The organism is Amaricoccus sp. (assembly GCF_047602525.1).
Lineage (GTDB): Bacteria > Pseudomonadota > Alphaproteobacteria > Rhodobacterales > Rhodobacteraceae > Amaricoccus.
In genome coordinates this window covers 195,547-218,716 of sequence record NZ_JASGHB010000001.1, presented here as the reverse complement: position 1 = coordinate 218,716, position 23,170 = coordinate 195,547, and the positions used below count along the sequence as shown (strand labels likewise).

The following is a 23,170-nucleotide window of genomic DNA, read 5'->3' as shown; positions in this document are numbered from 1 at the left end:
TTTGAGCCAGAAAATTTCCCCTGCGCGAACGAAAGTCAAACCCTCTGAAATTTTACAACATATAGGCCCATCCTATGGCCTTGGCCGGCACACTCGTCGGGTGCGGGGCTGATTCCATCTGGCTCCGCCCGTCATGTCCGCCGGTGAACCAAAGCGAGGGGGACGCATCTCCCGCCGGGCCACTGTGCTAATGATCCCAAGGCCTTTGCTCGACGTCCGCTCAGGAGCCGTACAAAACAAACGTTAGGTATCTTTGTTGCTTCCAGGGCCGGACAGGCGTATAGATAAATCCTATGGCCCGCCTGTGGAAAGAATGGCGGCCGCAAAGGGGGAGAATGCCATGCTGGACGTCAACCACGCCGGAATGCCGGAAATCGATATCAAGCACGTTCACTACTTCCTGATGCTCGCGAAGCACGGGTCGATCTCGAAGGCCGCAAATGCTCTCGGGTTGGCACAGCCGTCCCTGTCGGAACACATCGCGCGTCTCGAAGCCCGGTTGAACACCAAGCTGGCCATCCGCGGTCCGCGCGGCATCACGATGACCGAGGCGGGGCATTATCTGGCGCGCGAGGGAAGTATCCTGGTCGGCGCCGCGAGGACACTGACCGACGACATCCGCGGCATCGTGAACGATCTGCGCGGCAATGTCTCGATCGGGTTGCCCCCTTCGCTGAGCCATCTGCTCAGCATTCCCCTGACCGAGACGGTGCGGCTCGAGATGCCCGATGTCCGCCTGCACATCTCAGAAGGACTCAGCGGGCATCTCATGGAATGGCTGGAGCAGGAAAAGATCGATCTGGGCTTCGTCTATACTGCTCCGCCGAGCGCGGGCTTCCAGGCAGAGCCCGTCATGGAAGAGGAAATGTTCCTCGTTGCGGCCTCTGACGATATTCCCGTGCCCGCCGACGAGAACGGCGAATATGTCATCGACGCCGCACAACTGGGCAGCCTGCCTCTTGTCATGCCCAGCCCGCCTCATACCGCGCGGCTTTGCATCGACCAGTTCGCCAAGGCGAACGGCGTGGAACTCAACATCGTCATCGAACTGGATTCGCTACCCCGGATCCTGGAAATGGTGAACCGGGCCAGCGCCTACACCATTCTTCCGCATGCGGCGGTGGCGGAAATGGTCAATGCCAGAAAGCTGACATTGGTGCGCATCAAGAACCCCACCTTTCTGCGCACCATCTACATGATCCGCACGCGCGCGCGTTCGATTTCGATGATCAGTCTGCGCACGGAAAAGATCGTGTTGCAGATCATGAACGAGATGCTCGACCGTTACGGTCTGAATGCGCGGATGCTGGCGACCGGCAGAGAGAACGTCGCCGCCTGAGATACGTTGGAGGCCCTGCCTTTGTCATGGCAGGGCCTTGCGCACTTAGGGCGGCTCGGGCGTCAGGCCCGCTCGAACACGGCCGCCATGCCCTGACCGCCGCCGATGCACATGGTCTCCAGCCCATAGCGAGAGCCGCGGCGGGCCATCTCATGGACCAGCGTCGTCATGATCCGCACACCGGTCGCGCCGATCGGGTGGCCCAGCGAAATGCCCGAGCCGTTGACGTTCAGCTTCTCGCGGTCGTCCCAGTCCATGCCTTTCAGGCAGGCCAGAACCTGAACCGCGAAGGCCTCGTTGATCTCGACCAGGTCCATGTCGGAGAGCTTGAGGCCGGTCTTCTGCATCACCTTGGCCACTGCGCCCACCGGGCCGATGCCCATGCAGGCCGGGTCGCAGCCCACCGCTGACCAGCCGTTCAGGAAGGCGATGGGGGTCAGGCCCAGTTCCTGAAGTTTGTCCTCGGCCACGATCAGGCAGGCGGCGGCGGCATCGTTCTGCTGCGCGGCATTTCCTGCTGTCACCGTGCCGTCCTTCTGGATCACGCGCAGCTTGGCCAGCGATTCGGGGGTGGTGTCCGGGCGGATGCCCTCGTCACGCGCGAAGATCACCGGATCGCCCTTGCGCTGCGGGACCGAGACCGGCACGACCTCCTGCGCGAAGCGCCCGTCGGCCCATGCGGCGGCGGCGCGGCGATGGCTTTCGGCGGCGAAGGCGTCGGTTTCCTCGCGGGTGATGCCGTAGTTCCGGGCCAGGTTCTCGGCCGTCTCGATCATGCCCGAGATATAGCCGAAGCGATGCACCGGCTGCGACCGCTCGCGCCCCCTGTCGAGCCGGTCGTAGAGCTGCGTCGTGCCCGAGCGGCGGCCCCAGCGCATGTCGGTGGTGTAGAACTCGATGTTCGACATCGACTCGACGCCGCCCGCCAGCACCACGTCGCAGGCGCCGGTCTGCACCATCATCGCCGCCGTCACCAGCGCCTGGAGGCCGCCGCCGCAGCGCCGGTCGGTTTGAAGGCCCGGCACCTCGATCGGCAGGCCCGCATCCAGCGCGATCCAGCGGCCGACACAGGGAGTTTCCGAATTGGCATAGGATTGGGCGAAGACCACGTCCTCGATCAGCGCGGGGTCGAGGCCGGTCTTTTCCAGCACCGCCTTGGTGACGGTGCCGCCAAGAACCTCGACGGGGACGGGGCGAAGCGCGCCTCCGAAACCGCCGACGGCGGTGCGAAGCGGGCTGACGATGGCGGCACGGCGCATGGGCTTATCTTTCGATGAAACGGTGGGTTGTGACCGGGTGGGGCAGCGCCCGCCCCCGTGTCAGCAGGGGTCCCAGGTGAACACGTCCTGGCTGCGATCCAGCGGGAAGAATGAGGATCGCAACGCCGGAATGGCGTGGTCGCGGACGGTTTCCGGCGTCCAGTCCCCGGCGGTGTGGACCGAGCGGATCGGGCGGTTCTGGCTGAGCAGGAACAGCTCGTTCATCCGGGTCGAGAAGATCTGCCCGGTCACGTCCTTCGCCGCATCAGAGCCCAGGAATACCGCCAGCGGCGCGTTCTTTTCCGGGGTCATCTTCTTGAGGTTCTCGACCCGGGCGATCTGGTCCGGAGTTTCCGCCGGGATGTTCGAGGTCATCCGGCCCCAGGCGAAGGGCGCGATGCAGTTCGAGCGCACGTTGTAGCGTTTCATGTCCAGCGCGATCGACTTGGACAGGCCGACCACGCCCAGCTTGGCCGCCGAATAGTTCGACTGCCCCAGATTGCCGATCAGCCCCGAGGTCGAGACCATGTGGATGAACGAGCCGGTTTCCTGCTCGCGGAAGATTTCCGCCGCCGCGCGGCTGACGAAGAAGGCGCCATTCAGGTGGACGCCAACGACCGACAGCCATTGCTCCGGCGTCATCTTGTGGAACATCGCGTCACGCAGGATGCCGGCGTTGTTCACCACGATGTCCAGCCGGCCGAAACTGTCTTTCGCCAGCCCGACCATGCGCTGCGCGGCCTCCCATTCGGACACCGATTCCGTACTGATGACCGCCTTGCCACCGAAGCCCTCGATCTCGGCCTTGACCTCCTCGGCCGGGCTGGCCGATCCGCCCTCGCCGGAGAGCGACACGCCGATGTCGTTGATCACGACCGAGGCGCCCGCGCGGGCCATTGCCACCACGATGGCCTTGCCGATGCCGCCCCCCGCTCCAGTGACCAGCGCGACCTTGCCTTCCAGAATTCCACTCATGCCTTCTCTCCCTCAGGGCAGGTCAAGGACGGCCTTGGCCAGGATGTTCTTCTGCACCTGCGTGGTGCCGCCATAGATCGTGGATGCGCGGGCGTTCAGAAACTGCATCGGCATGGCGAGGTCGTTCGAGCCCTCCAGCGGCTCCAGCCGCCCGCCATCCTCGGCCATCAACTCTAGCCCGTATTCGGTGATGCGTTGGTAGAGGCTGGTCTGGTTCAGCTTCAGGAAGCTCGTCTCCGCTCCCAGACGCTCGCCCCGGCGCAGCTTGTCGGCCACGCGGGAGAAGATCGCCTGATGGTCCTCCAACTCCATGCGGAAGCCGGCATAGGCATCAATGAAGCCCGGATTCTCCAGCAGCCCGTAATGCTGACCCAGCCGGCGCAGCTTGCTGAGCGCGCCCGAGGACTGACGCGGCCCGCCGAGGAAGATCCGCTCGAAGCCGAGCAGGTTCTTCGCCATCGTCCAGCCCTGGTTGACCTCCCCCACGATATTGCCCTTCGGCACGCGCACGTTGTCGAAGAACACTTCCGAGAATTCGTCGTCCAGCTCCAGGTTGATGATCGGGCGGATGGTGATGCCGGGCGTATCGAGCGGGATCAGCAGGAAGCTGATGCCCTCCTGCTTCTTGCCGGTCTTGTCCGTGCGCACGAGGCAGAAGATCCAGTCGGCGTCGCCCGCCAGCGTGGTCCAGATCTTCTGGCCGTTCACCACCCATTCCTCGCCGTCGAGCACCGCCTCGGTGCGCAGCCCGGCAAGGTCGGAGCCCGCGCCCGGCTCGGAATAGCCCTGGCACCAGATATGTTCGCCCGAGAGGATCTTCGGCAGGAAATGTGCCTTCTGCTCCTCCGAGCCGTAGTTGATGAGGAGCGGCCCCAGCAGCATCATGCCGTGGTCCGGGGTGCGCGCGGCCCCGAAGCCCTCGAATTCCTCGACATAGATGAGCTGCTTGCCGGGGTTCAGCCCCATGCCGCCGTATTTCACGGGCCAGTTCGGGGCGAGCCAGCCGACCTGCGAGAGGATCATGTACCACGGCTCCGCGTCCTCCCAGTGCAGCCGCTTGGCCGGATGGCGGATGTTCGCGGGGTGGTACTCGGTCAGGAAGCGGCGGATCAGCACGCGGAACTCGTCGTCGGAGAGCGCGTTGTAATCCTCGCGGCGGAATTCCTCATAGGCCATTGATCACGCCTCCTCGGTTATGGGTGTCAGCCGGGCGAAATTGGCGCGGTGCTGCCTGGCGCCGCCGAAGGCCGGGGCCATCACCATCGCCTTGCGCAGGCACAGGCCGATATCATGCTCATCGGTGAAGCCGATGCCGCCATGCAGTTGCACCGCGTTGCGCGCGACCTTCATCGCGGCCGTCGCCGCCCGCGCCTTGGCGCGCGAGATCGAGGCATAGGCACCCGCGGTCGGGCCTTCCTCGTCCCATTGCAGCGCCGCCTGTTCGATGCTGGCCGAGACCACTTCGGTTTCCAGCTTCATGTCCACGGCCATGTGCTGCAGGATCTGGAAATTGCCGATGGTCTTGCCGAACTGGACGCGGGTTTTCAGGTAGTCGACCGTCATCTCGACCGCCGTCTGCATCGTGCCCAGCAGATAGGCCGCACTGGCCAGCGCGGCCTCGGCCAGCGCGGGGGCGGCATCGGCATCCCATGCGGTGCAGGCCGCGGCGTCGATCTTCAGCGTGACCATGCTGCTGCCGTCCTGCGCGCCGAAGCTTTCCACGGTGACGCCCGGCGCGTCGGCCTCGACCAGTGCGGCCTGACCCTCGCCGATGACCAGGAACGCATCGGCCCCGGCCGACACATAGAGCTTCGTTGCCGTCAGCTTGCCGTCCGCCATACTCAACGGGCCTTGCGGGGCCAGCGTGCCGCGCGCATCCTGCCAAGCTGGGATCACCAGCTTTTCTCCGGTCAGATGCGCCTCCAGCGCCTCGCCTTCCAGCAGGCTCGATGCCAGCAGGGCGGGGATCAGCGGCTCCGGCACCAGCCCCCGGCCTAGTTCCTCAGCCAGCGCGGCATAGGCCAGCAGGCCCAGTTCGACCCCGCCCTTGTCCTCGGGCAGGCGCAGGGCGGGCCAGCCCAGTTCGCACATCTCCGACCAGACCGCGCGGTCGAAGCCGGGCGCCTCATAGCGCAGGTTGCGGATACGGCTCAGGTCGCCACGGGTCACGATGCCGCGCGCCGAGTCGCGGATCATGTCCAGCGAGGAGAGGATATCGGCGTCGATCATGCTCTGCTCCGGTCAGGGGTTGGATTTGTCGAAGATGGCAAGGCCACCCTCGATCACGATGGCGTCGCGGGAAGGAACGCTGGCGCGAAACGCGCCGTCGTTCCAGATTTCGGTGCGGATCGTCTCGCCCGGAGAGACGGGTTTTGAAAAGCGCAGCGAGACCTTGCGCATCGCGTCCGCACGATAGTCGCCAAGCGCACGCAGGAGCGCGTGGCAGACTACGCCCATGGTGCAAAGCCCGTGCAGGATCGGGCGCTCGAAACCCAGCTTGCGGGCAAGTTCCGGGTCGCTGTGCAGCGGGTTCAGGTCGCCGTTCAGACGATAGAGCAACGCCTGCTCGCCCCCGGTGTCCAGATCGACGACATAGTCGGGAGGACCTTCCGGCGCGGGGCGCACGGGGGCCGGGTTGGCAGGGGCGGAAGGTCCGCCGAAGCCGCCGCCGCCGCGGATGAAGGTGGTGCGGTTCAGCCGCGCGAAGACGGCGCCTTCGGCGGAAAGCTCGGTCTCGGCCAGGATGAGCGCCGCCTTGCCCTCGCCCTTGTCGATGACTTCGGTGATGCGGGTGCGGCTCTCGACCTCGCCCTCGGCCGGGATCGTGCCGGTGATTTCGATGGCCTGGTCGGCGTGCAGCACGCCCTTGGGGTCCACGCCCGAGTCGGGATGCCCCAGGTAGAAGCCCGGATGCGCCATGACCAGTACCATGGCGGGCATCACCTTCGGCCCTTGCAGCGGATCGACATAGGGCAACTGCCGCGCATCCAGCGGATCGCGCCCCATGCCGATCGACAGCGCATAGAAGGCGATGTCGCGCGGGGTCAACGTCTGGCGCACCACCGGAATCGGCAGGCGCATCAGCTTGTCGATGTCGATGCTCATGCGGTCACCCTGGCGCTCATGCCGGTATAGCCGCCCGGTCCCTCGGCCCAGAGGTCATGGCCCTCGGCGGTCTTGCGGCCGCAGATGCGCATCGGCCCGTCCACGAACAGCGGCGCCTGACCGCGAAAACTGTAGGTGCGAGGCAAGATGCCGGTATGGCGGACAAACCCCTCCATCAGCAGGGTGGCGGTCAGCGGCCCCTGGACGACAAGGCTGGGATAGCCTTCCTCGGCCGTCGCATAGGGCAGGTCGTAGTGGATGCGGTGGCCGTTGAAGGTCAGCGCCGAATAGCGGAAGAGCAACACCGGATCGGGATCCAGCGGGTCGCGCCAGTCGGCCGCAGGCTCATCGGCCGCAGCGGCGGGGCGGCTGGTGGTCGAGGGTTCGCGATAGACGATGTCCTGCTCTTCCTCGATGACGAGGCCCGCCGCGTTCGACAGGCTGTGCTTCAGCGTCAGGAAGACCAGCGCGCCCTGGCGGCCGGTTTTCTCGGTCAGCGACAGGATCTCGGTCTCCCGATGGGCTTCCTCGCCGACGTGCAGCGGCGCGTGGAAGGTCAGCCGCCCGCCCGCCCACATCCGTCGCGGCAGCGGCACGGGCGGCATGAAGCCGCCGCGCTTGGGGTGCCCGTCCGGACCGATCTGCGATTGCGGCGCGGTGGGGGTGAAATAGGCCCAGTGCCACAGGGGCGGCAGCGCCTCGCCCGGTTGCGGGGCACCGCGGTCCAGCAGTGCCGCGAGGCGCGCGGCGTGCCCGGGGGCGACTATGTCGCGGCTTTCCTCCGTCCGGCCGATCCAGGTTTGCAGACGCTCGATGTCGATTGCGGTCATGCCGCGCCCTCCTGCGTTCCGGCCATCTGGACATAGCGATGCGCCAGCCGCAGATGGGCGATGTCCACCATCTTGCCGTCCACCGTTGCGACGCCCTGCGACGCGCCCTCCAGCGCCGCGATAACCGCGTGGCCCCAGGCGACGCGCTCGGGCGTGGGGCGCAGTGCCTCGTGCACCGCGGCGACCTGGCCGGGATGGATGCAGAGCTTGCCGGCAAAGCCCAGCGACGCCGCGTCGCGGGTCTCGTTCTCCAGCCCCTCGGGGTCGCGGGGGTCGGGAAAGGGCGTGTCGATGGCGCGCACGCCCGCGGCGGCGGCGGCGATGGCGACCATGCGGCGGGCCTGCACCAGCAAGCCGTTCATCTGCCCATCCGCGCGCGCCTGTACGCCCAGGTCCGAGGCCAGGTCCTCGCCCGCGCAGCACAGCGCGACCAACCGGGGTGTCGCGTCGCGGTAATCAAGCTCATGCAGCGCGGCGGCGCTTTCCGTTATCAACGGCAGGATGGCGATGCTGCCCGGCGCAATGCCATAGGCGGCTTCCAGCACGTCCAGCCGGTCGGCGAGTTGCTGCAAGTCCCGCGCCGATGCGCATTTCGGCAACATGATCGCATCGGGGTGCCCACGGACCACGGCGGCAAGATCGGCCAGATGCCAGCCGGTGTCGGCGGCGTTCACCCGCACCACGACCGGCAGTTCGCGCGGTCCGGCCAGGACCCGCGCCGTCAATTCGCGCGCCTTCTCCTTGGCCGAGGGATCGACCGAATCCTCAAGGTCGAAGATCACCGCATCCGCGCCGGCCGCCATCGCCTTGCCCATCCGGCGGTCGTCCGAGCCGGGGCAGAACAGAAGGCTGCGCAGTGCCCCGCTTCCGATGTCCGATGCCATTCGCAACTCCGCGCTTATCCGGCCAGACACCCCCGAGACGCGGCCTCTGGCCAAGCCCGCAAGGGGTTGTCCGACTGTTCCCACAGCCTATGCCCGTTTTCCATCGAAAGTGATTGTGGGCAATTGTTCAAACCCATAGCATCGACCTATGGGCCGGCTGCAGATCGGGGCCGTCACTCTTCTTCGAATACGTCCCGTATCATCTCATACAGCGGGTCCGACCTGTCGCGAGCAGCCCAGTTTTCGGTCGTCGTGCCGGGATCGGCGGTGGCCTTGGCGATGCGCATATTGTCGAACGCGTTCTTGCGGCGGGCAATGCGCCATTCGCCGTCGCGGCACTCGAAGCGGTCGATGTAGCGGCCGGTTATGGTGACATCCACTTCTCCGTTCGGCATCTCGCCGTTCAGGAAGCGGTGCGATTCCCCCGCCTCGCGCGAATAGCGCAGCAGTGCGATGTAGTAGCTTTCGACCAGCGCGACATCCGGCCCGGCGAATTCGATCGAGCAATTGCCAAGGAAATGCACGGCATTGGGCAGATGCACATGGCGGCGCATCACCCAGTCGACCAGCCCCTCGACATTGCCCCGGAACGGGCCGTGATCGTCCCAGCCATCGTCGTGGAAGGCCGAGCGAATCAGGTCCGGATCCATGCGGTCCACGCCACGGGCATAGCGGCACATCGCCTGCCTGATGCGGCTTTCGGCGACAAGCTCGCGGACCTGATCTTCAAGCACCGGTTTCCTCCGCATTGTCCGACCTTGCCGCATCCAGTCCGCGCAGGGCCCAACCATAGGGCTTCGGCCATGTCTTCCGGTCGGGATCAGAGCCCAGCCGATAGGCGGCGGTCAGGGGCCAGTTCGGGTTTTCCAGCACAACCCGGCCAATGGCGATCAGGTCGGCGTCGTCCTGCTGCAGGATAATCTCGGCCTGTTCCGGCTGGATGATCAGACCCACTGCCATGGTGGCGATCCCGGCCTCGCGGCGGATGCGGGCGGCGTGCGGCACCTGATAACCCAGGGGCGGGCTGCCCGCCGCGGCGATGGAGCTGGTCGAGCGGATGCCGCCCGAGGAGCAGTCGATCAGATCGACGCCGCGCAGGCGCAGCTCGGTCGCAAGGCGGATGCTGTCCTCGATGCTCCAGCCGCCCTCCAGCCCGTCGATGCAGGACAGGCGGAAGAACAGCGGCTTGCCCTCGGGCCAGACCGCCCGGACGGCTTCGGCCACCTCCAGCGCGAGGCGCATGCGCCCGGCCATGTCGCCGCCATAGGGGCCGGTGCGGTCGTTCGAGATCGGGCTGAGGAAGGAATGGATCAGATAGCCGTGCGCGGCATGGATCTCGGCCACGTCGAAGCCCGCGGCATCGACCCGCCGGGCGCCGTCGGCGAACAGGCCGGGGACCGCCGCCACCTCGGCATCGCTCATCGCGCGAGGGGCGTGGTATTTGGCCACGACACGCGCGGCGCTGACGCCCATCGGCTGCCAGGGCGGCTCGCCCCTGGCCGCGTCCTCATCGTCCAGCGCGCGGAAATCGTCCCAGGCGCGGCGGCGCGCGGCCTTGGCGCCGGCATGGTGCAGTTGCGCCCCGGCCACGGCGCCTTCGGCATGCAGCAGGTCGGTTATGCGGCGTAGGGGCGCGATATGGTCGTCCGACCAGATCCCGCAATCGCCATAGCTGCTGCGCCCCAGCGGATGGATGATCAGCCCTTCGGTAAAGACGAGGCCCGCGCCGCCGGCGGCGAACTTCCCTAGATGCTGCAGATGCCAGTCATTGGCCAGCCCATCCTGGCCGGCCATGTAGACCTGCATGGGCGAGATCGCGATCCGGTTGCGGAACGTCACATCCCGCAGCCGGAAGGGGCTGAACAGCCGGGTTTCCCGCATTTTGCGTCAAAGGCCCGCGTCGCGGCGGGCCTGGAAGACGGCGTCCTCGGCGTCGCGGCGGCCCAACGCCCATTGCGTGTTCTCGTCGACATTGCCGAGCAGCGGGCGCGAATGCTGAGAATCGAATACCGTCTGCCGTTTCGCCACGCGCCATTCGCCGTCCCGCTTCTCGAAGCGATCCACATAGCGGCCATGGACGTCCAGCTTGACCCGCCCCGGGGCGTCCTTGGACCCGTCGTCGACGAATTGCCTGCGGTGGCCCGATGCCTCGGGTCCGAGCTCCAGGTTGACGACGAAGTAGGATTCCACCACGGCGACGCTGTCGCTGGCGAATTCGATAAGGATATTGCCCAGCACATGCGAGGACTTGGCCACCTGCGCATGCTGGGGCTCGATCCAAGAGATGAAGTCGGGAATCGCGCCCTTGAAGTCCGCGTGATGGTCGGTCGCATCCTCGAAGAACGCGTCGCGCACCAGATCCCATTGGCGCCGGTCAACGCCGCGGCAGTAGCGCAACATCGCGTCGCGGATCTGGTCCTTGTCGATCAGTCTCTGAAATTCGGCGGACATTGGTTTCCCTCCGTTATTCGGCAGGCGTCAATCCCACATCATGCCGTTGTCGACGTTGATGGACTGGCCGGTGATGCTGCTCGACAAGTCCGACGCGAGGAACAGCACGCAATCGGCAATGTCGCGCGGCGTGGCGAAGCGGCCGAGCGCGGTCTCGTCCAGCATCTTCTGGAATCCGGAGGGATTGGCCTTTTCCAGGTCGTCCAGCAGGGGCGTCCGGGTCGCGCCGGGGCAGACCGAGTTCACGCGCACGCGGCTGGGACCCATCTCCGTCGCGGCCACGCGCGACATCACCACGGCCGCGGCCTTGGAGCCGGCATAGGAGGCGTTGGAGGTCGCCTTCGCTCCCTTGCCCGCGATGGAGGCGATGTTGACGACGACTCCGCCACCCTTCTCGGCCATGTGGCGGGCAAAACCCTGCATGGTGAAGAACAGCCCGCGCGTATTGATGTTCTGGATCCAGTCCCAATCCTTCGGCGTCAGGTCCAAAAACTTGATCTTGCGCGTCACGCCGGCGTTGTTGACCAGCACGTCGATCCGGCCATGCTTGTCGATGGCCCGCTGCGTCATCGCCGCGATGGACTCCAAATCTCCGCTGTCGCAGTGGATGTATTCGGCCTTCAGCCCGCGCCCGACCAACTGTTGCGTCAGTTCCTCGCCGCGCGCGTCGTCCACGTCGGTCAGGATCACATGCGCGCCTTCCTCGGCCAGGCGCTCGGCGATCGCAGCGCCGATCCCCGAGGCGGCGCCGGTGACGACGGCGGTCTTGTTCTCGATCAGCATCCTATGTCCTCCGTGGGTGAATATCCCGGCCCCGCGCGCGACATGCGCGTTGCACGACGTCGGGTTGCCGCTGAAAATGAACAGTCAAACACCATTTCAGACAATGGGGCCGGTTCCCTCAGGCGATTGCCACGCCCTTGCGGGGGTGAAGGGTTTTCCTATGCCGCGTCTGCGCGCCGCCAGCCGCAGTTGTGGCGGGAGGGGCGCGGGACTAGCCTTTGCCTCATCCAGCACGACGGGGCAGCATGAACGGCAAGGCCAGTCATCACATCTGGCGGGAACGCCCGCTTGAAGCCCTGCGCGGCAACATCACGCGCCGCTATGTGACCAGCGACAGGATGATGCTGGGCGAGGTCACCTTCGAGAAGGGCGACAGCGTGCCGCCGCACCGACACGAGAACGAGCAGTTCACCCATGTCCTGCGCGGGTGCCTGAAGTTCACGCTTGGCGATAAGGGCGAGGATACCGTGGTCGTCGCGGCGGGCGAGGTCATCGTCATTCCATCGGACCTGCTCCATGCCGTCGAGGCGCTGGAGGATACGCTGGAGTATGACATGTTCACCCCGCCGCGGCAGGACTGGATCGACAGCGAAAGCGCGTTCCTGCGCGGCTGAGACGGTCGGGCAGCGTCGCGTTCTGGATCAACGGCAGTTTCGTCGCGTTGATGCTGATCTACAGCGCCGCGCCCGACGGGAGGGTCAACGAATCGCTAGGGGTCTGCACTGCCCTGACCAACCTGATGCAGACTCTGGGGCTAGCTTCCTCGGGCGTGGGGCTGTGGTCGCTTGCCTGGCTGATCGCCATCATCATGGCCGCCAACGGCGTTTACGCGCTGGCGGACAAGGTCGGCATATAGGGCCAGCCTATATGACATGGCGGAACTTGGCGGAGGCGAGATCCTTGCCGGTGTGGCAAGCGGATATGTATGGCTGGAAAGACGCCGCGCAGAGGGCCGCAGGCCGCCGTGGCAACCGGAGGAGGAACGATGAATCCGCAACCCTGGTCCCCGGAACAGCGCCATTTCGACAGCGCCCACGTCCTGAAGCTGGCCCAGAAGTTGGGCGTTCCCGATTATGACGCGCTGTTGGCGCTGTCGGTGGAAAAGCCCGACGTCTACTGGCAGGCCGCCGCAGACTTTCTGGGCATCAAGTGGGACACGGCACCCGACGGCTATGTGGACCTGTCGCGCGGCAAGGAGTTCCCGCAATGGTGGCCGGGGGCAAGGCTGAACTGGGTCAATACCGTTCTGGCCAATGCCGAAACGACGCCCGACCGCATCGCCGTCATCGACGAGGCCGAGGACGGCTCTGTCCGCAAACTGACCTTCGCTGAACTGGCCGTGCTGGTGCGCCGCTTCGCGCACGGGCTGCGCCAGCAGGGGATCGGGCGCGGCGACCGGGTCGGCCTCTTGATGGACAACGGCATCGAGGCGACGGTGTCCGCGCTGGCCATCCCCTATATCGGCGCGATCATGGTGCCGCTGTTCTCGGGCTTCGGGCATGAGGCGGTGATATCGCGGCTGGAGCCGAGCGCGGCAAAGGCGGTCATCGCCACCACCGGCTTCGGGCGGCGCGGCAAGTACGTGGACATGCAGTCGGTGATGCAGGAGGCCCGCAAGCACCTGCCCTCGGTCCAGCGGATCATCTGGAAGGACGCGCCCGGCGTGACCATCCCGGACGGCGACCTGACCTGGAATGAGGTTGCCGAGGCCGAGGACGACAGCCGACCCGCCGAGAGCATGGGGCCGATGGATCCCTTCATGGTGATCTACACCTCGGGCACCACCGGCAAGCCCAAGGGACCGGTCCATACCCATGGCGGCTTCCCGCTGCGCATCGCGCATGACTCGGCGGTGCATTTCAACGTGGGGCCGGGCGACGTCTTCTGCTGGCCCGCCGACATGGGCTGGATCGCGGGAACGCTGGTCCTGTCCACGGCGCTGCTGCGCGGGGCGACGCTGGTGCTGTATTCCGGCGCGCCGGATTTCCCCGACTGGTCGCGCATGGGCAGCCTGGTCGAGCGCCACAAGATCACCCACTACGGTTCCGCCCCAACGCTGATCCGCGGCTTTGCCGCCAACGAGGAGCTGACGCTGAAGCACGACCGCTCGACCGTGCAGCTGCTGATCACGGCGGGCGAGGTGATCGACTCCGAGCATTTCCAGTGGTATCAGAACGTCTTTGCCGGCAACGGCAGCCCGGTCATCAACTACACCGGCGGGACCGAGGTTTCGGGCGCGCTGCTGGCCTCGGTGCAGGTCAAGCCGATCGCGCCGGGAGGTTTCAACACGTCGTCGCCAGGCATCGACGTGACCGTGACCGACCCCGAGGGCAACCCGATCATCGGCGAAGTGGGCGAGGTGGTGATCCGCGCCCCCTTCATCGGCATGACCGCCAGTTTCTGGCAGGACGATGAACGCTACATCGACAGCTACTGGTCCACGATCCCCGGCTGTTGGGTCCACGGCGACCTGGCGGTGAAATCGCCCGATGGCGCTTTCGTGGTCATGGGCCGGTCCGACGACACGCTCAAGGTCGCGGGCAAGCGCCTGGGGCCGGCCGAGGTTGAGGAAGTCGTTTTGGAAATGCCCGAGATCAGCGAGGCCGCCGCCGTCGGTCTTGCCGATGCACTAAAGGGGCAGAAGCTGATTGTCTTCGTGCTGCCCATGCCGGGCTTTGACGGCGACAAGGACGACCTGACCAAGCGCGTGGCCAATGCAGTGGGCGACCGGTTAGGCAAGCCCTTCAAGCCGTCCAAGGTGCATGTTGTAAAGCAACTGCCCAAGACCCGATCCGGCAAGATCATGCGCCGCCTGATCCGGCAGGCCTATGGTGCGGAAAAGCTGGGCGACCTGTCCTCATTGGACAATCCCGGCGCGCTGGATGAAATCGCCGCCCTTGGCAAGTGAGGTCGTGATGGACGCCTACTCGCACTACACTGCCTTCGCCGCCGACATGCCCCATCCCGGCGTGCTGCGCCTGACGCTTAACCGGCCCGACAGCCTGAACACGCTGGACAAGATGGGTCATGCCGAGATGACCGATGTCTGGGGGCAGATCCACAAGGATGATGCGGTGCGCTCGGTTCTGCTGTGTGCCGAAGGACGGGCTTTCTCGGCGGGCGGCGATTTCAGTCTGGTGCAGGAGCTGATCGACGACTTTCAGGCCCGCGTGCGCATGTGGCACGAGGCGCGGGAACTGGTCCACAATATCCTCGACTGTGAGAAGCCCATCGTCTCGGCCATCCAGGGACCCGCGGTTGGGGCGGGGCTGGTGGCGGCGCTGCTGGCGGACATCTCCATCGCCTCGAAAAAGGCGAAGCTGGTCGATGGCCATACGCGCCTCGGCGTCGTGGCGGGCGACCATGCCGCGATCATCTGGCCCCTGCTCTGCGGGATCGCCAAGGCGAAATACTACCTGATGTTGTGCGAGCCGCTGACGGGAGAGGAAGCAGAGCGCATCGGCCTGGTGTCGCTGGCGGTCGAACCCGAGGAATTGCAGGACAAGGCGATGGATGTCGCGATCCGGCTGGCCAATGGCGCGCCGACCGCGATCCGCTGGACCAAGCATTCGCTGAACAACTGGATGCGTTCGGCCGGTCCCGCGTTCGATGCCTCGCTGGCGCTGGAGCTTCTGGGCTTCGGCGGCCCCGAGGTCAAGGAAGGGCTCAACTCGCATCTGGAGAAACGCACGCCGGATTTCGGCAACAGGTGACGCGCGGGATGCCGGATCGGAAGGCCTGTTTACAGACACGATGCGCCTGTCAGACTGGCGCAGCTGCTAACCAGAGGAGGATAACGATGGCTAAGGACATCATTACGGCTTCGGTCGATGCGGTGATCATCGGTGCCGGCATGTCGGGCATGTACATGACCAAGCGCCTGACCGACATGGGGTTGAAGATCCAGGGTTTCGAGGCGGGCGGCGACGTCGGCGGCACCTGGTACTGGAACCGCTATCCGGGTGCGCGCGTCGATCTGGAAAGCTTCGACTATTCGTTTTCCTTCGACAACGACCTGCAACAGGAATGGAACTGGACGGAGCGCTACGCTGCTCAGCCCGAGATCCTCAGCTATCTCTCCCATGTCGCCGACCGCTATGATCTGCGGCCGCATTTCAAGTTCAACACCCGCGTCAATTCGGCGAAATTCGACGATGCGACGGGTCGCTGGACGGTGACGACCGAGGAAGGCGACACGGTCGACGCGCAATTCCTGATCAGCGCCGTCGGCGTGCTGTCCAAGCCCAAGCCCCCGGAGATCGACGGCCTCGAGGACTTCAAGGGCAAGTGGTATCACACCGGGCAGTGGCCGCACGAGCCGGTCGACTTCACCGGCTTGCGGGTTGCCCAGATCGGCACCGGCTCGTCGGGTATTCAGGTTACGCCGATCGTGGCGCAGCAGGCCAGCCATCTGACCGTGTTCCAGCGCACGCCGGTCTATTGCGTGCCGACCGACAACTACAAGCTGACCGAGGAATTGCTGAACGAGGTCAAGGCGACCTACCCCGAGCGCCGCGCCATCTCGCGCGAGAACCGATATGGTATCCCGGCGGAATTCCCGACCACCAAGGCATTCGAGGTATCCGAGGAAGAGCGGCGGGCGAAATACGAATCCGCGTGGGGTGAAAAGGGGCACCTGCTGGCCTTCCGCATGACCTATGCCGACGTGCTGGCCGACGAGGCCGCAAACAAGACCGTTGCCGACTTCCTCGCCGAGAAGATCCGCTCCATCGTCAAGGATCCCGAGATTGCCGAGCGGCTGATCCCCCGGACCTATCCCTTCGGCACCAAGCGGCCCTGCCTCAGCATCGCCTTCTACGAGGCGTTCAACCGCGACAACGTCTCGCTGGTGTCGCTCTACGAGACGCCGATCAAGCGGATCACCGAGAAGGGCATCCTGCTTGAGAACGGCGAGGAGATGGAGTTCGACGCGATGATCTTCGCGACGGGCTACGACGCGCTGACCGGCGCGATCCTGAAGCTGAACGTCGAAGGGCGCGGCGGGCGCAAGCTGACCGACAAGTGGAAGGACGGCCCGCAGGCCTATATGGGCATCGCGACCAGCGAATTCCCGAACCTGTTCATGCTCACCGGGCCGCTCAGCCCTGGACCGCTGAACAACATGGCCGTGTCGATTGAGCAGCATGTGGAATGGGTCGCCGACTGCATCCAATACATGCGCGACAATGACATCGCCGTTATCGAGGCCCAGCCCGGCCCCGAGCGGGAATGGTTCGACCACGTGCAGGAGCTGGTCGGCAACACCCTGTATCTCAAGGCGAATTCCTGGTATCTGGGCGCCAACGTGCCGGGCAAGCCGCGCGTGTTCATCCCCTATCTGGGCGGCGCGGGCGGCTATCGCGCCAAGTTGGACGAGGTGTCGGAAAACGACTATCGCGGCTTTACCAAGACGCCGGCCAAGGTGGACGCCTGAACCCTGACGCATGATCTTCGGGTGTCCCGCATGACGCGGGGCACCCTTTTTCGCTGACACAGGTTGCGGCATGACCCTTCCCGATCTTTCCGGCCTGATCCGGCCCGGCGACACGATCCTCTGGGGTCAGTCCCATGCCGAGCCCCTGACCCTGATCGGGGCCCTGATCGCGCATCGCGAGAAGATCGGGCGAACCCGGCTGTTCCTCGGCATCGGCCTGTCCAGCCTCGTCCAGCCGCAGCATGCGGATTATTTCGATCTGGTCGCCTATTGCGGCAGCGGCACCAATCGCGACCTGGCGAAGGCCGGGGTTCTGGACATCCTGCCGGTGCACTATTCGCATCTGCCGGCGCTGATCCGCAGCGGTGCGCTGAAAATCGACGTGGTGATGTTGCAGGTTCCGCCACCCGACGAACTGGGTCGCTACAGCTTGGGCATGGCGCGCGAATATGTCACCACGGCGGTCGAGCATGCCCGCGTCGTGTTGGCCGAAGTGCAGCGCGATGCGCCCTGGACCTTCGGCGGCCCCTATCTGCGGGAAAGCGATTTCGACCTGATCGTCCAGTCCGACGCCGCGATGCCCGGATCCGCGCCGGCGCGGATCGGCCCGGTCGAGGAAGCCATCGGCCGCAATGTCGGCAATTTCGTCGAGGACGGCGCCACCTTGCAGACCGGCGTTGGCGCCATTCCCGATGCCGTGCTTTCCGCGCTGCACGACCGGCGCGACCTGGGCGTCCATACCGGCAGCTTCGGCGACGGCATGGCCGCGCTTTGCGCTTCGGGCGCCGTGACTAACAGCTTCAAGCCGATGGATCGCGGCATCAGCACCTGCGGCATTCTGATCGGCGGCGAGCCGGCACGGCGCTTCGCCCATCGCAACCCCGAACTGGTCATGCACGGCACCGATCATACCCATGACCGCAACGTCCTGGCGGCGCAGCACCGTTTCGTCGCAATCAATTCGGCCATCGAGGTCGATCTGACCGGCCAGGTCAATTCGGAACAGGCCGGCGGGCGCTATCTGGGCGGGGTGGGCGGCATCGACGATTTCCTGCGCGGCGCGATCAACAGCGCCGGCGGCGTGCCGGTCGTGGCGCTGCCCTCGACGAGCGGGCGACGCAGCCGCATCGTGTCGCGGCTCTCCGGCCCCACCACCGTGGCGCGCAGTGACGGTTGCGTCGTCGTCACCGAACATGGCGCGGCGGATCTGCGCGGGCTGGGCGTCGCAGCCCGCACCCGCGCCATGATCGCCATCGCCCATCCCGATCACCGCGAGCAACTGGAACGTGAACTGGCCGAAGGACTTCAGTGATCACTCGCATTCTCCGGCATCAGGATCAGCCGGGAAGATGGAACTCGTAAGCCGGGAGGCCAGCCATGACCGATCAGGATGCCAGCACCGCCCGCGAGTTCGATGGACTACGATGTGGTGATCGTTGGGGGCGGTCCTTCGGGGCTGTCGGCGGCGATCCGTCTGAAGCAGGTGAACCCGGAGATTTCCGTGGTGCTGCTGGAGAAGGGGTCCGAGATCGGAGCGCATATTCTGTCGGGAGCGGTGCTGGACACCTCGGGCCTCGACCGGCTGATCCCCGACTGGAAGGAAAAGGGTGCGCCGATCACCACCGAAGTCACCGAGGACAATTTCTACATTCTCGGCGAGGCCGGCCAGGTGCGCGTGCCGAACTGGCCGATGCCGCCGCTGATGAACAATCACGGCAAGTATATCGTCAGCATGGGCAATGTTTGCCGCTGGATGGCCGAGCAGGCCGAGGCGCTGGAAGTGGAAATCTTTCCCGGCATGGCCTGCTCGCAGCTGGTCTACGAGGGTGACCGCGTCGCCGGCGTGGTCGCCGGCGAGATGGGCCTCGAGGCCGACGGCACGCCCGGCCCGGCCTATGAGCCCGGCATGGAGCTGCGCGGCAAATACGTGCTGATCTGCGAGGGGGTTCGGGGCTCGCTCGCCAAGGAACTCATCAACAAATACGACCTGTCCGCCGGCCATGAGCCGCAGAAATTCGGCATCGGCATGAAGGAGATCTGGGAGATCCCGGCCGAGAAGGCCCGCCCCGGCACAGTCACCCACACCATGGGCTGGCCGCTCGGCAAGAATGCCGGCGGCGGCAGCTTCATCTATCATCTCGAGGGAAATCAGGTGCTTGTGGGCTTCGTCGTGCACCTGAACTACAAGAATCCCTATCTGTATCCCTATATGGAGTTTCAGCGCTTCAAGCATCACCCGCTGGTCGCCGAGTTGCTTCAGGGCGGCAAGCGCGTGGCTTACGGCGCCCGCGCGATCTCCGAGGGCGGCTGGCAGTCGATCCCGAAACTGACCGTGCCGGGGGCGGCGCTGCTGGGCTGCTCGGCCGGGCTGGTGAACGTGCCGCGCATCAAGGGCAACCACAACGCCATGCTGTCCGGGATCGCAGCGGCCGAGGCGGCGGCGGCGGCCATCGCGGCGGGGCGCGAGGGCGACGAGTTGACTGATTACGAGGCCGACCTGCGCTCGGGCCCGATCGCCAAGGACCTGAAGCCGGTGCGCAACGTCAAGCCGCTGTGGTCGCGGCTGGGGCTCTGGGCCAGCCTGGCGCTGGGGGGCTTCGACATGTGGGTGGCGAACGTGACCGGCTGGAACCCGCTGGGGACCTGGAAGCACGGCAAGACGGATGCCGAGGCGACCGGCAAGGCCGCCGATTTCCAGCCCATCGACTACCCGCGCCCGGACGGCAAGCTGTCGTTCGACCGGCTGACCAATGTGGCGTTCTCCTTCACCAACCACGAGGAAAGCCAGCCCTGCCACCTGAAGCTGCGCGACCCTGCGGTCCCGATTGCGGTGAACCTGCCGGAATATGCCGAGCCCGCGCAACGCTATTGCCCGGCCGGGGTCTACGAGGTGCTGGAGGGCGAGGGCGGGCCGCGGTTCCAGATCAACTTCCAGAACTGCGTGCACTGCAAGACCTGCGACATCAAGGACCCCAGCCAGAACATCGTCTGGACGACCCCGCAGGGCGGCGACGGGCCGAACTACCCGAACATGTGATCGGGGCTATTGGCGGCATCGGGAGACCGTCTCGCCGCTCTCCGGCGCCACGAAGGCGGTGACGTAGAGCCACTCGAAGCGATGGTGGCCGAGGGCGACGGGGCGTTCCCCCTTCGGCGCCCAGATGCGGCGCCGCACCGGCTTCAGGCCGAGCCGGTGCTCGTCCGTCGCCCAGAGCTCGACCGGGAGGTCGGTCTTCTCCCGCTCTTCGGTGACCACCTCGTGGAGTGGGCCGCTCGGGGCGGACGGATTCTCAGGCTGCGGTTTTGACCGGCGGCCGGGCGTTCTCCTCCTCGAACTGGGCTGGGCTGCGATATCCGGGCGCCGAGTGCAGGCGGCGGCCCCCGCCGGAAGGGTACCTATCACCATCATCCGAACCCGGTCAGACGGCCCTCCGCGGAGGGGTACGAAAAGGCGCCGCATCATGCGGCGCCTTTCCACTGTGGAAACATGACCGTGCAGGTGGCCTTGCCGGCCAGGGAAGGTCGTTTCAGCCGCCGAGATCCTGCACGAGGATTCCGCGTTCGACGACGGTCTGGATCATGTCGATCAGTTCCTCGCGCGGCAGCTGTTCGGCGCTGAACCAGTCGGGGGTGCTGTTCAGCGAACTCAGCAGATAGGACACGAAGGGCACGCTGTCGATGTCGCGGCGCACCTCGCCCGAACGCTTGCCCTGCTCGATCATGTCGATCCAGAGTTCGGCATATTTCCGGCGCATCTGCCGCCCCTGACGCTTGGTGACCGGCATGAGTTGTTCGTAAACCCGCATGAAGGGCAGATCGCGGTCCAGCTTGCAGACAAGATGTGTCCGCATGGCGATCTCCAGCCGCCGTGCGAAAGGCGTGCCGGGGTCCAGTTCCTCGACCGATTGGCGGACCTGCTCCAGCAGCATGGCGGTGCCCGAATTCATGATCTCGACCACGATCTCGTCCTTTGAGGCGAAATGATGGTAGAGGCTGCCGGCCTGGATATTCACCTGCTCGGAAATGGACCGCATCGTACAGGCCATGAAGCCCTTGTCGACAATCAGGTTGGCCGCGGCGAGAAGAATCTCATCGCGCGTCGCCTTGTCGCGTTTGCGCCGGCGGGTCTTTCCGCCCTCCGCCACGATCGGTGCCGCAATATCCATCTCTTAACCACTTCTTTTCATCACAGAGCAGCTACATTCGTGCATGGCTCCATTCATGTCCATCGGGAGATCCCAAACCTATCGCGCGAGAATTCTATCCAGTTCCTCCGCGATATAGGCGATGGCGTCCGCCGCTCCGGGCAGCAGGCCCACCATCATCGCGAAGCCATGGATCTGGCCTTCGAATTCGCGGAAAGCCACGGGAACCCCGGCCTCCCGCAAGCGGCGGGCATAGGCCTCGCCCTCATCGCGCAGGACATCGGTGCTGGCGGTCAGCAGGACGGTGGGCGGCATCCCGGTCAGGTCCGGCGCTCGCAAGGGCGAGGCTTCCGGCTCGCTCCGCCGGGCTTCGTCGGGCAGGTAATGGTTCCAGTAGGTCATCATCGCGTCGCGCGGCAGCATCAGCTGGCTTTCCGGATCCAGGTAGGAAGCCGTCTCGAAATCGGAGTCCGTCACGGGATAGATCAGAACCTGCGCGACAAGGCGCGGTGCACCCGTCGCAAGATCGCGCATCGCGACCACGGTCGCGAGATTGGCCCCGGCGCTGTCGCCGCCGACCACCATCGGCAGCTCCGAGCCGAACAGCTCGCCCCGCCGTTCCGCGACCCAGTTGAACCCGGCCCAGGCATCGTTCAGCGGCCCCGGATAGGCATGTTCGGGCGCCTTGCGATAGCAGACCATCGCCACCGCGCAGCCCGTTGCCACCGCCATGTCGCGCCCCATCGGCTCGAACACCGCATTGCTTCCGGCAACCCAGCCACCACCATGGATATAGACAATGACCGCGCGCGGCGCAGCGTTGGGAACCAGAAGGCGCAGCTCGATACTGCCCCCTTCGACGGGGATGTCGAACAACTCGCGCCGGGCGACATCTGCCCCCTTCGAGAACAAGTTGACGAAGCCCTCCATCGCGGCCCGGCTTTCCGCAATCGGCAACAGATAGCGCGGAACCGGCTGATTGCGCACGGCCTCGAGCAAGGCAAGCGTGGGCTCGTCCATCGAAGCGGGTCGGTCCTTTCGTGTCGTGCGTCCGTCGGGCAGGGTTTCGGCCCAGGCCCGAATGTCCTCCAGCGTCGCCGTGGCCGCCGAAATCGTGGTCGTCATCCGGGTGAAGCCGTGGATCAACCCGTCATAGCGGATCACCTTGACCGGAACGCCGGCCTCTTGCAGCCGGGCGGCATAGGCTTCACCCTCGTCGCGCAGCGGATCGTATCCGGCTGTCATCACCAGCGCCGGGGGCAGGCCCGACAGGTCGTCGGCCCGGATCGGGGCGGCGTGGGGATGATGCCTTTCCGAGGCGTCGTTGAGATAGAGGTCCCAGAACCGGATCATCGCCTGCCGCGTCAGCAGATAGCCCGTGGCGAAATCGGTATAGGATTGCGTCGCGGGGTCGTAGTGATCCGTCACCGGATAGATCATGATCTGCCCAAGTGGCTTCGGCCCGCCTTCGTCGCGCAGCCGCAGACAGGTCACCGTGGCAAGGTTGCCCCCGGCGCTGTCGCCCGCCAGCACGATATGATCGGGCGAAATCCCCAGTTCCGCCGCATTCTCTGCCGCCCAGCGAACGGCGGCGAGGCAATCGTCGGGCGCGGCGGGAAAGCGATGCTCGGGCGCCAACCGGTATTCGACCGACATCGCCGTGCAGCCCAGCGTCTCGCACAGATCACGCGCTACGTTGTCATGCGTCTCGATCGACCCGATGGAAAAGCCGCCGCCGTGGAAATAGACCAGCAGCCAGTCGTTTCGGCGTTCGGTGGGCTGATACAGGCGGACAGGGACACCTCCTGTCGTGACGGTGTCGCGGACCGAGGCCACGGGGCGGCGCTGCTCCATCGGCAGGGGCGGCATGAACGAGCGCATCTCTTCCAGCGTCAGATCATGCAGCGCCTTTTGGGATTTCAGTTGCTCGACGACGGCAGCGATTGCGGGATCCAGCATATCAGC

At 65.7% G+C, this 23,170-nt stretch carries 22 protein-coding genes; 8 read left to right on the top strand and 14 right to left on the bottom strand.

What is annotated here, in order from left to right:
• Positions 1–340: 340 nt before the first annotated feature.
• Complete coding sequence (locus QM699_RS01275) at positions 341–1,339, top strand: LysR family transcriptional regulator (protein WP_415009462.1); 999 nt, start codon at positions 341–343, stop codon at positions 1,337–1,339.
• Positions 1,340–1,401: 62 nt separating this feature from the next.
• Here the strand turns inward: QM699_RS01275 and QM699_RS01270 are convergent, their stop codons facing one another.
• The 11 genes from QM699_RS01270 to QM699_RS01220 form a co-directional block, all read right to left on the bottom strand.
• Positions 1,402–2,598 (bottom strand): acetyl-CoA C-acetyltransferase, encoded by a 1,197-nt coding sequence (locus tag QM699_RS01270; protein WP_415009461.1) that lies wholly within the window; start codon positions 2,596–2,598, stop codon positions 1,402–1,404.
• Positions 2,599–2,658: 60 nt separating this feature from the next.
• Positions 2,659–3,573 carry an SDR family NAD(P)-dependent oxidoreductase gene (locus QM699_RS01265; protein WP_415009460.1) on the bottom strand — a complete coding sequence of 305 codons (915 nt, stop codon included), beginning with the start codon at positions 3,571–3,573 and terminating at the stop codon, positions 2,659–2,661.
• A gap of 12 nt (positions 3,574–3,585) precedes the next feature.
• Entirely contained in the window at positions 3,586–4,749 is a 1,164-nt protein-coding gene (locus QM699_RS01260; protein ID WP_415009459.1) for an acyl-CoA dehydrogenase family protein, read from the bottom strand.
• Between the two features lie 3 nt (positions 4,750–4,752).
• On the bottom strand, positions 4,753–5,802 hold the full coding sequence (locus tag QM699_RS01255; RefSeq protein WP_415009458.1) for an acyl-CoA dehydrogenase family protein: 1,050 nt from the start codon (positions 5,800–5,802) through the stop codon (positions 4,753–4,755).
• Between the two features lie 12 nt (positions 5,803–5,814).
• Entirely contained in the window at positions 5,815–6,678 is an 864-nt protein-coding gene (locus QM699_RS01250; protein ID WP_415009457.1) for a MaoC/PaaZ C-terminal domain-containing protein, read from the bottom strand.
• Positions 6,675–7,508, bottom strand: coding sequence for a MaoC family dehydratase N-terminal domain-containing protein (locus QM699_RS01245; protein WP_415009456.1), 834 nt, complete (start codon positions 7,506–7,508; stop codon positions 6,675–6,677). Before QM699_RS01245 ends, QM699_RS01250 begins: the two co-directional genes overlap by 4 nt.
• On the bottom strand, positions 7,505–8,392 hold the full coding sequence (locus QM699_RS01240) for an HpcH/HpaI aldolase/citrate lyase family protein (RefSeq protein WP_415009455.1): 888 nt from the start codon (positions 8,390–8,392) through the stop codon (positions 7,505–7,507). Before QM699_RS01240 ends, QM699_RS01245 begins: the two co-directional genes overlap by 4 nt.
• A 173-nt stretch (positions 8,393–8,565) precedes the next feature.
• On the bottom strand, positions 8,566–9,126 hold the full coding sequence (locus QM699_RS01235) for a nuclear transport factor 2 family protein (RefSeq protein WP_415009454.1): 561 nt from the start codon (positions 9,124–9,126) through the stop codon (positions 8,566–8,568).
• The gene (locus QM699_RS01230; RefSeq protein WP_415009453.1) at positions 9,119–10,273 is read right to left on the bottom strand and encodes an NADH:flavin oxidoreductase/NADH oxidase; all 1,155 of its coding nucleotides are present in this window, start codon (positions 10,271–10,273) and stop codon (positions 9,119–9,121) included. Before QM699_RS01230 ends, QM699_RS01235 begins: the two co-directional genes overlap by 8 nt.
• Positions 10,274–10,279: 6 nt before the next feature.
• A complete protein-coding gene (locus QM699_RS01225; RefSeq protein WP_415009452.1) occupies positions 10,280–10,843 on the bottom strand; it encodes a nuclear transport factor 2 family protein in 564 nt (187 codons plus the stop codon).
• A 27-nt stretch (positions 10,844–10,870) separates the two neighbouring features.
• Entirely contained in the window at positions 10,871–11,626 is a 756-nt protein-coding gene (locus tag QM699_RS01220; RefSeq protein ID WP_415009451.1) for an SDR family NAD(P)-dependent oxidoreductase, read from the bottom strand.
• Positions 11,627–11,871: 245 nt separating this feature from the next.
• On the opposite strand from QM699_RS01220, the gene QM699_RS01215 reads away from it, so the two are divergent.
• The 7 genes from QM699_RS01215 (at position 11,872) to QM699_RS01185 (ending at position 20,097) form a co-directional block, all read left to right on the top strand.
• A complete protein-coding gene (locus QM699_RS01215) occupies positions 11,872–12,240 on the top strand; it encodes a cupin domain-containing protein (RefSeq protein WP_415009450.1) in 369 nt (122 codons plus the stop codon).
• A 50-nt stretch (positions 12,241–12,290) separates the two neighbouring features.
• Positions 12,291–12,482: a hypothetical protein gene (locus QM699_RS01210; RefSeq protein WP_415009449.1), complete on the top strand. Its 192-nt coding sequence runs from the start codon at positions 12,291–12,293 to the stop codon at positions 12,480–12,482.
• 129 nt (positions 12,483–12,611) lie between these two features.
• On the top strand, positions 12,612–14,534 hold the full coding sequence (locus QM699_RS01205) for an AMP-binding protein (RefSeq protein ID WP_415009448.1): 1,923 nt from the start codon (positions 12,612–12,614) through the stop codon (positions 14,532–14,534).
• Positions 14,535–14,541: 7 nt separating this feature from the next.
• Positions 14,542–15,339: an enoyl-CoA hydratase/isomerase family protein gene (locus QM699_RS01200; protein ID WP_415009447.1), complete on the top strand. Its 798-nt coding sequence runs from the start codon at positions 14,542–14,544 to the stop codon at positions 15,337–15,339.
• A gap of 8 nt (positions 15,340–15,347) precedes the next feature.
• Entirely contained in the window at positions 15,348–17,060 is a 1,713-nt protein-coding gene (locus tag QM699_RS01195; protein ID WP_415009446.1) for a flavin-containing monooxygenase, read from the top strand.
• A gap of 70 nt (positions 17,061–17,130) precedes the next feature.
• Entirely contained in the window at positions 17,131–18,372 is a 1,242-nt protein-coding gene (locus QM699_RS01190) for an acetyl-CoA hydrolase/transferase family protein (RefSeq protein ID WP_415009445.1), read from the top strand.
• 78 nt (positions 18,373–18,450) lie between these two features.
• The gene (locus QM699_RS01185) at positions 18,451–20,097 is read left to right on the top strand and encodes an electron transfer flavoprotein-ubiquinone oxidoreductase (protein ID WP_415009444.1); all 1,647 of its coding nucleotides are present in this window, start codon (positions 18,451–18,453) and stop codon (positions 20,095–20,097) included.
• 6 nt (positions 20,098–20,103) lie between these two features.
• Here QM699_RS01185 and QM699_RS01180 read toward each other — a convergent pair whose 3' ends face one another.
• From QM699_RS01180 to QM699_RS01170, 3 genes are all read right to left on the bottom strand, one after another.
• A complete protein-coding gene (locus tag QM699_RS01180; RefSeq protein WP_415009443.1) occupies positions 20,104–20,316 on the bottom strand; it encodes a hypothetical protein in 213 nt (70 codons plus the stop codon).
• A gap of 271 nt (positions 20,317–20,587) precedes the next feature.
• Positions 20,588–21,226: a TetR/AcrR family transcriptional regulator gene (locus tag QM699_RS01175; protein WP_415009442.1), complete on the bottom strand. Its 639-nt coding sequence runs from the start codon at positions 21,224–21,226 to the stop codon at positions 20,588–20,590.
• Between the two features lie 78 nt (positions 21,227–21,304).
• Positions 21,305–23,164 carry an alpha/beta hydrolase gene (locus tag QM699_RS01170; RefSeq protein ID WP_415009441.1) on the bottom strand — a complete coding sequence of 620 codons (1,860 nt, stop codon included), beginning with the start codon at positions 23,162–23,164 and terminating at the stop codon, positions 21,305–21,307.
• Positions 23,165–23,170: the final 6 nt, after the last annotated feature.

Bases quoted from the DNA above. Each gene is read 5' to 3' on its own strand.
- QM699_RS01190 (WP_415009445.1), top strand. From the start codon at position 17,131: ATGACCCTTCCCGATCTTTCCGGCCTGATCCGGCCCGGCGACACGATC.
- QM699_RS01210 (WP_415009449.1), top strand. From the start codon at position 12,291: ATGCTGATCTACAGCGCCGCGCCCGACGGGAGGGTCAACGAATCGCTA.
- QM699_RS01175 (WP_415009442.1), bottom strand. From the start codon at position 21,226: ATGGATATTGCGGCACCGATCGTGGCGGAGGGCGGAAAGACCCGCCGG.
- QM699_RS01230 (WP_415009453.1), bottom strand. From the start codon at position 10,273: ATGCGGGAAACCCGGCTGTTCAGCCCCTTCCGGCTGCGGGATGTGACG.
- QM699_RS01220 (WP_415009451.1), bottom strand. From the start codon at position 11,626: ATGCTGATCGAGAACAAGACCGCCGTCGTCACCGGCGCCGCCTCGGGG.
- QM699_RS01205 (WP_415009448.1), top strand. From the start codon at position 12,612: ATGAATCCGCAACCCTGGTCCCCGGAACAGCGCCATTTCGACAGCGCC.
- QM699_RS01240 (WP_415009455.1), bottom strand. From the start codon at position 8,392: ATGGCATCGGACATCGGAAGCGGGGCACTGCGCAGCCTTCTGTTCTGC.
- QM699_RS01250 (WP_415009457.1), bottom strand. From the start codon at position 6,678: ATGAGCATCGACATCGACAAGCTGATGCGCCTGCCGATTCCGGTGGTG.
- QM699_RS01195 (WP_415009446.1), top strand. From the start codon at position 15,348: ATGCCGGATCGGAAGGCCTGTTTACAGACACGATGCGCCTGTCAGACT.
- QM699_RS01265 (WP_415009460.1), bottom strand. From the start codon at position 3,573: ATGAGTGGAATTCTGGAAGGCAAGGTCGCGCTGGTCACTGGAGCGGGG.
- QM699_RS01215 (WP_415009450.1), top strand. From the start codon at position 11,872: ATGAACGGCAAGGCCAGTCATCACATCTGGCGGGAACGCCCGCTTGAA.
- QM699_RS01260 (WP_415009459.1), bottom strand. From the start codon at position 4,749: ATGGCCTATGAGGAATTCCGCCGCGAGGATTACAACGCGCTCTCCGAC.
- QM699_RS01245 (WP_415009456.1), bottom strand. From the start codon at position 7,508: ATGACCGCAATCGACATCGAGCGTCTGCAAACCTGGATCGGCCGGACG.
- QM699_RS01200 (WP_415009447.1), top strand. From the start codon at position 14,542: ATGGACGCCTACTCGCACTACACTGCCTTCGCCGCCGACATGCCCCAT.
- QM699_RS01170 (WP_415009441.1), bottom strand. From the start codon at position 23,164: ATGCTGGATCCCGCAATCGCTGCCGTCGTCGAGCAACTGAAATCCCAA.
- QM699_RS01275 (WP_415009462.1), top strand. From the start codon at position 341: ATGCTGGACGTCAACCACGCCGGAATGCCGGAAATCGATATCAAGCAC.
- QM699_RS01255 (WP_415009458.1), bottom strand. From the start codon at position 5,802: ATGATCGACGCCGATATCCTCTCCTCGCTGGACATGATCCGCGACTCG.
- QM699_RS01270 (WP_415009461.1), bottom strand. From the start codon at position 2,598: ATGCGCCGTGCCGCCATCGTCAGCCCGCTTCGCACCGCCGTCGGCGGT.
- QM699_RS01225 (WP_415009452.1), bottom strand. From the start codon at position 10,843: ATGTCCGCCGAATTTCAGAGACTGATCGACAAGGACCAGATCCGCGAC.
- QM699_RS01185 (WP_415009444.1), top strand. From the start codon at position 18,451: ATGCCAGCACCGCCCGCGAGTTCGATGGACTACGATGTGGTGATCGTT.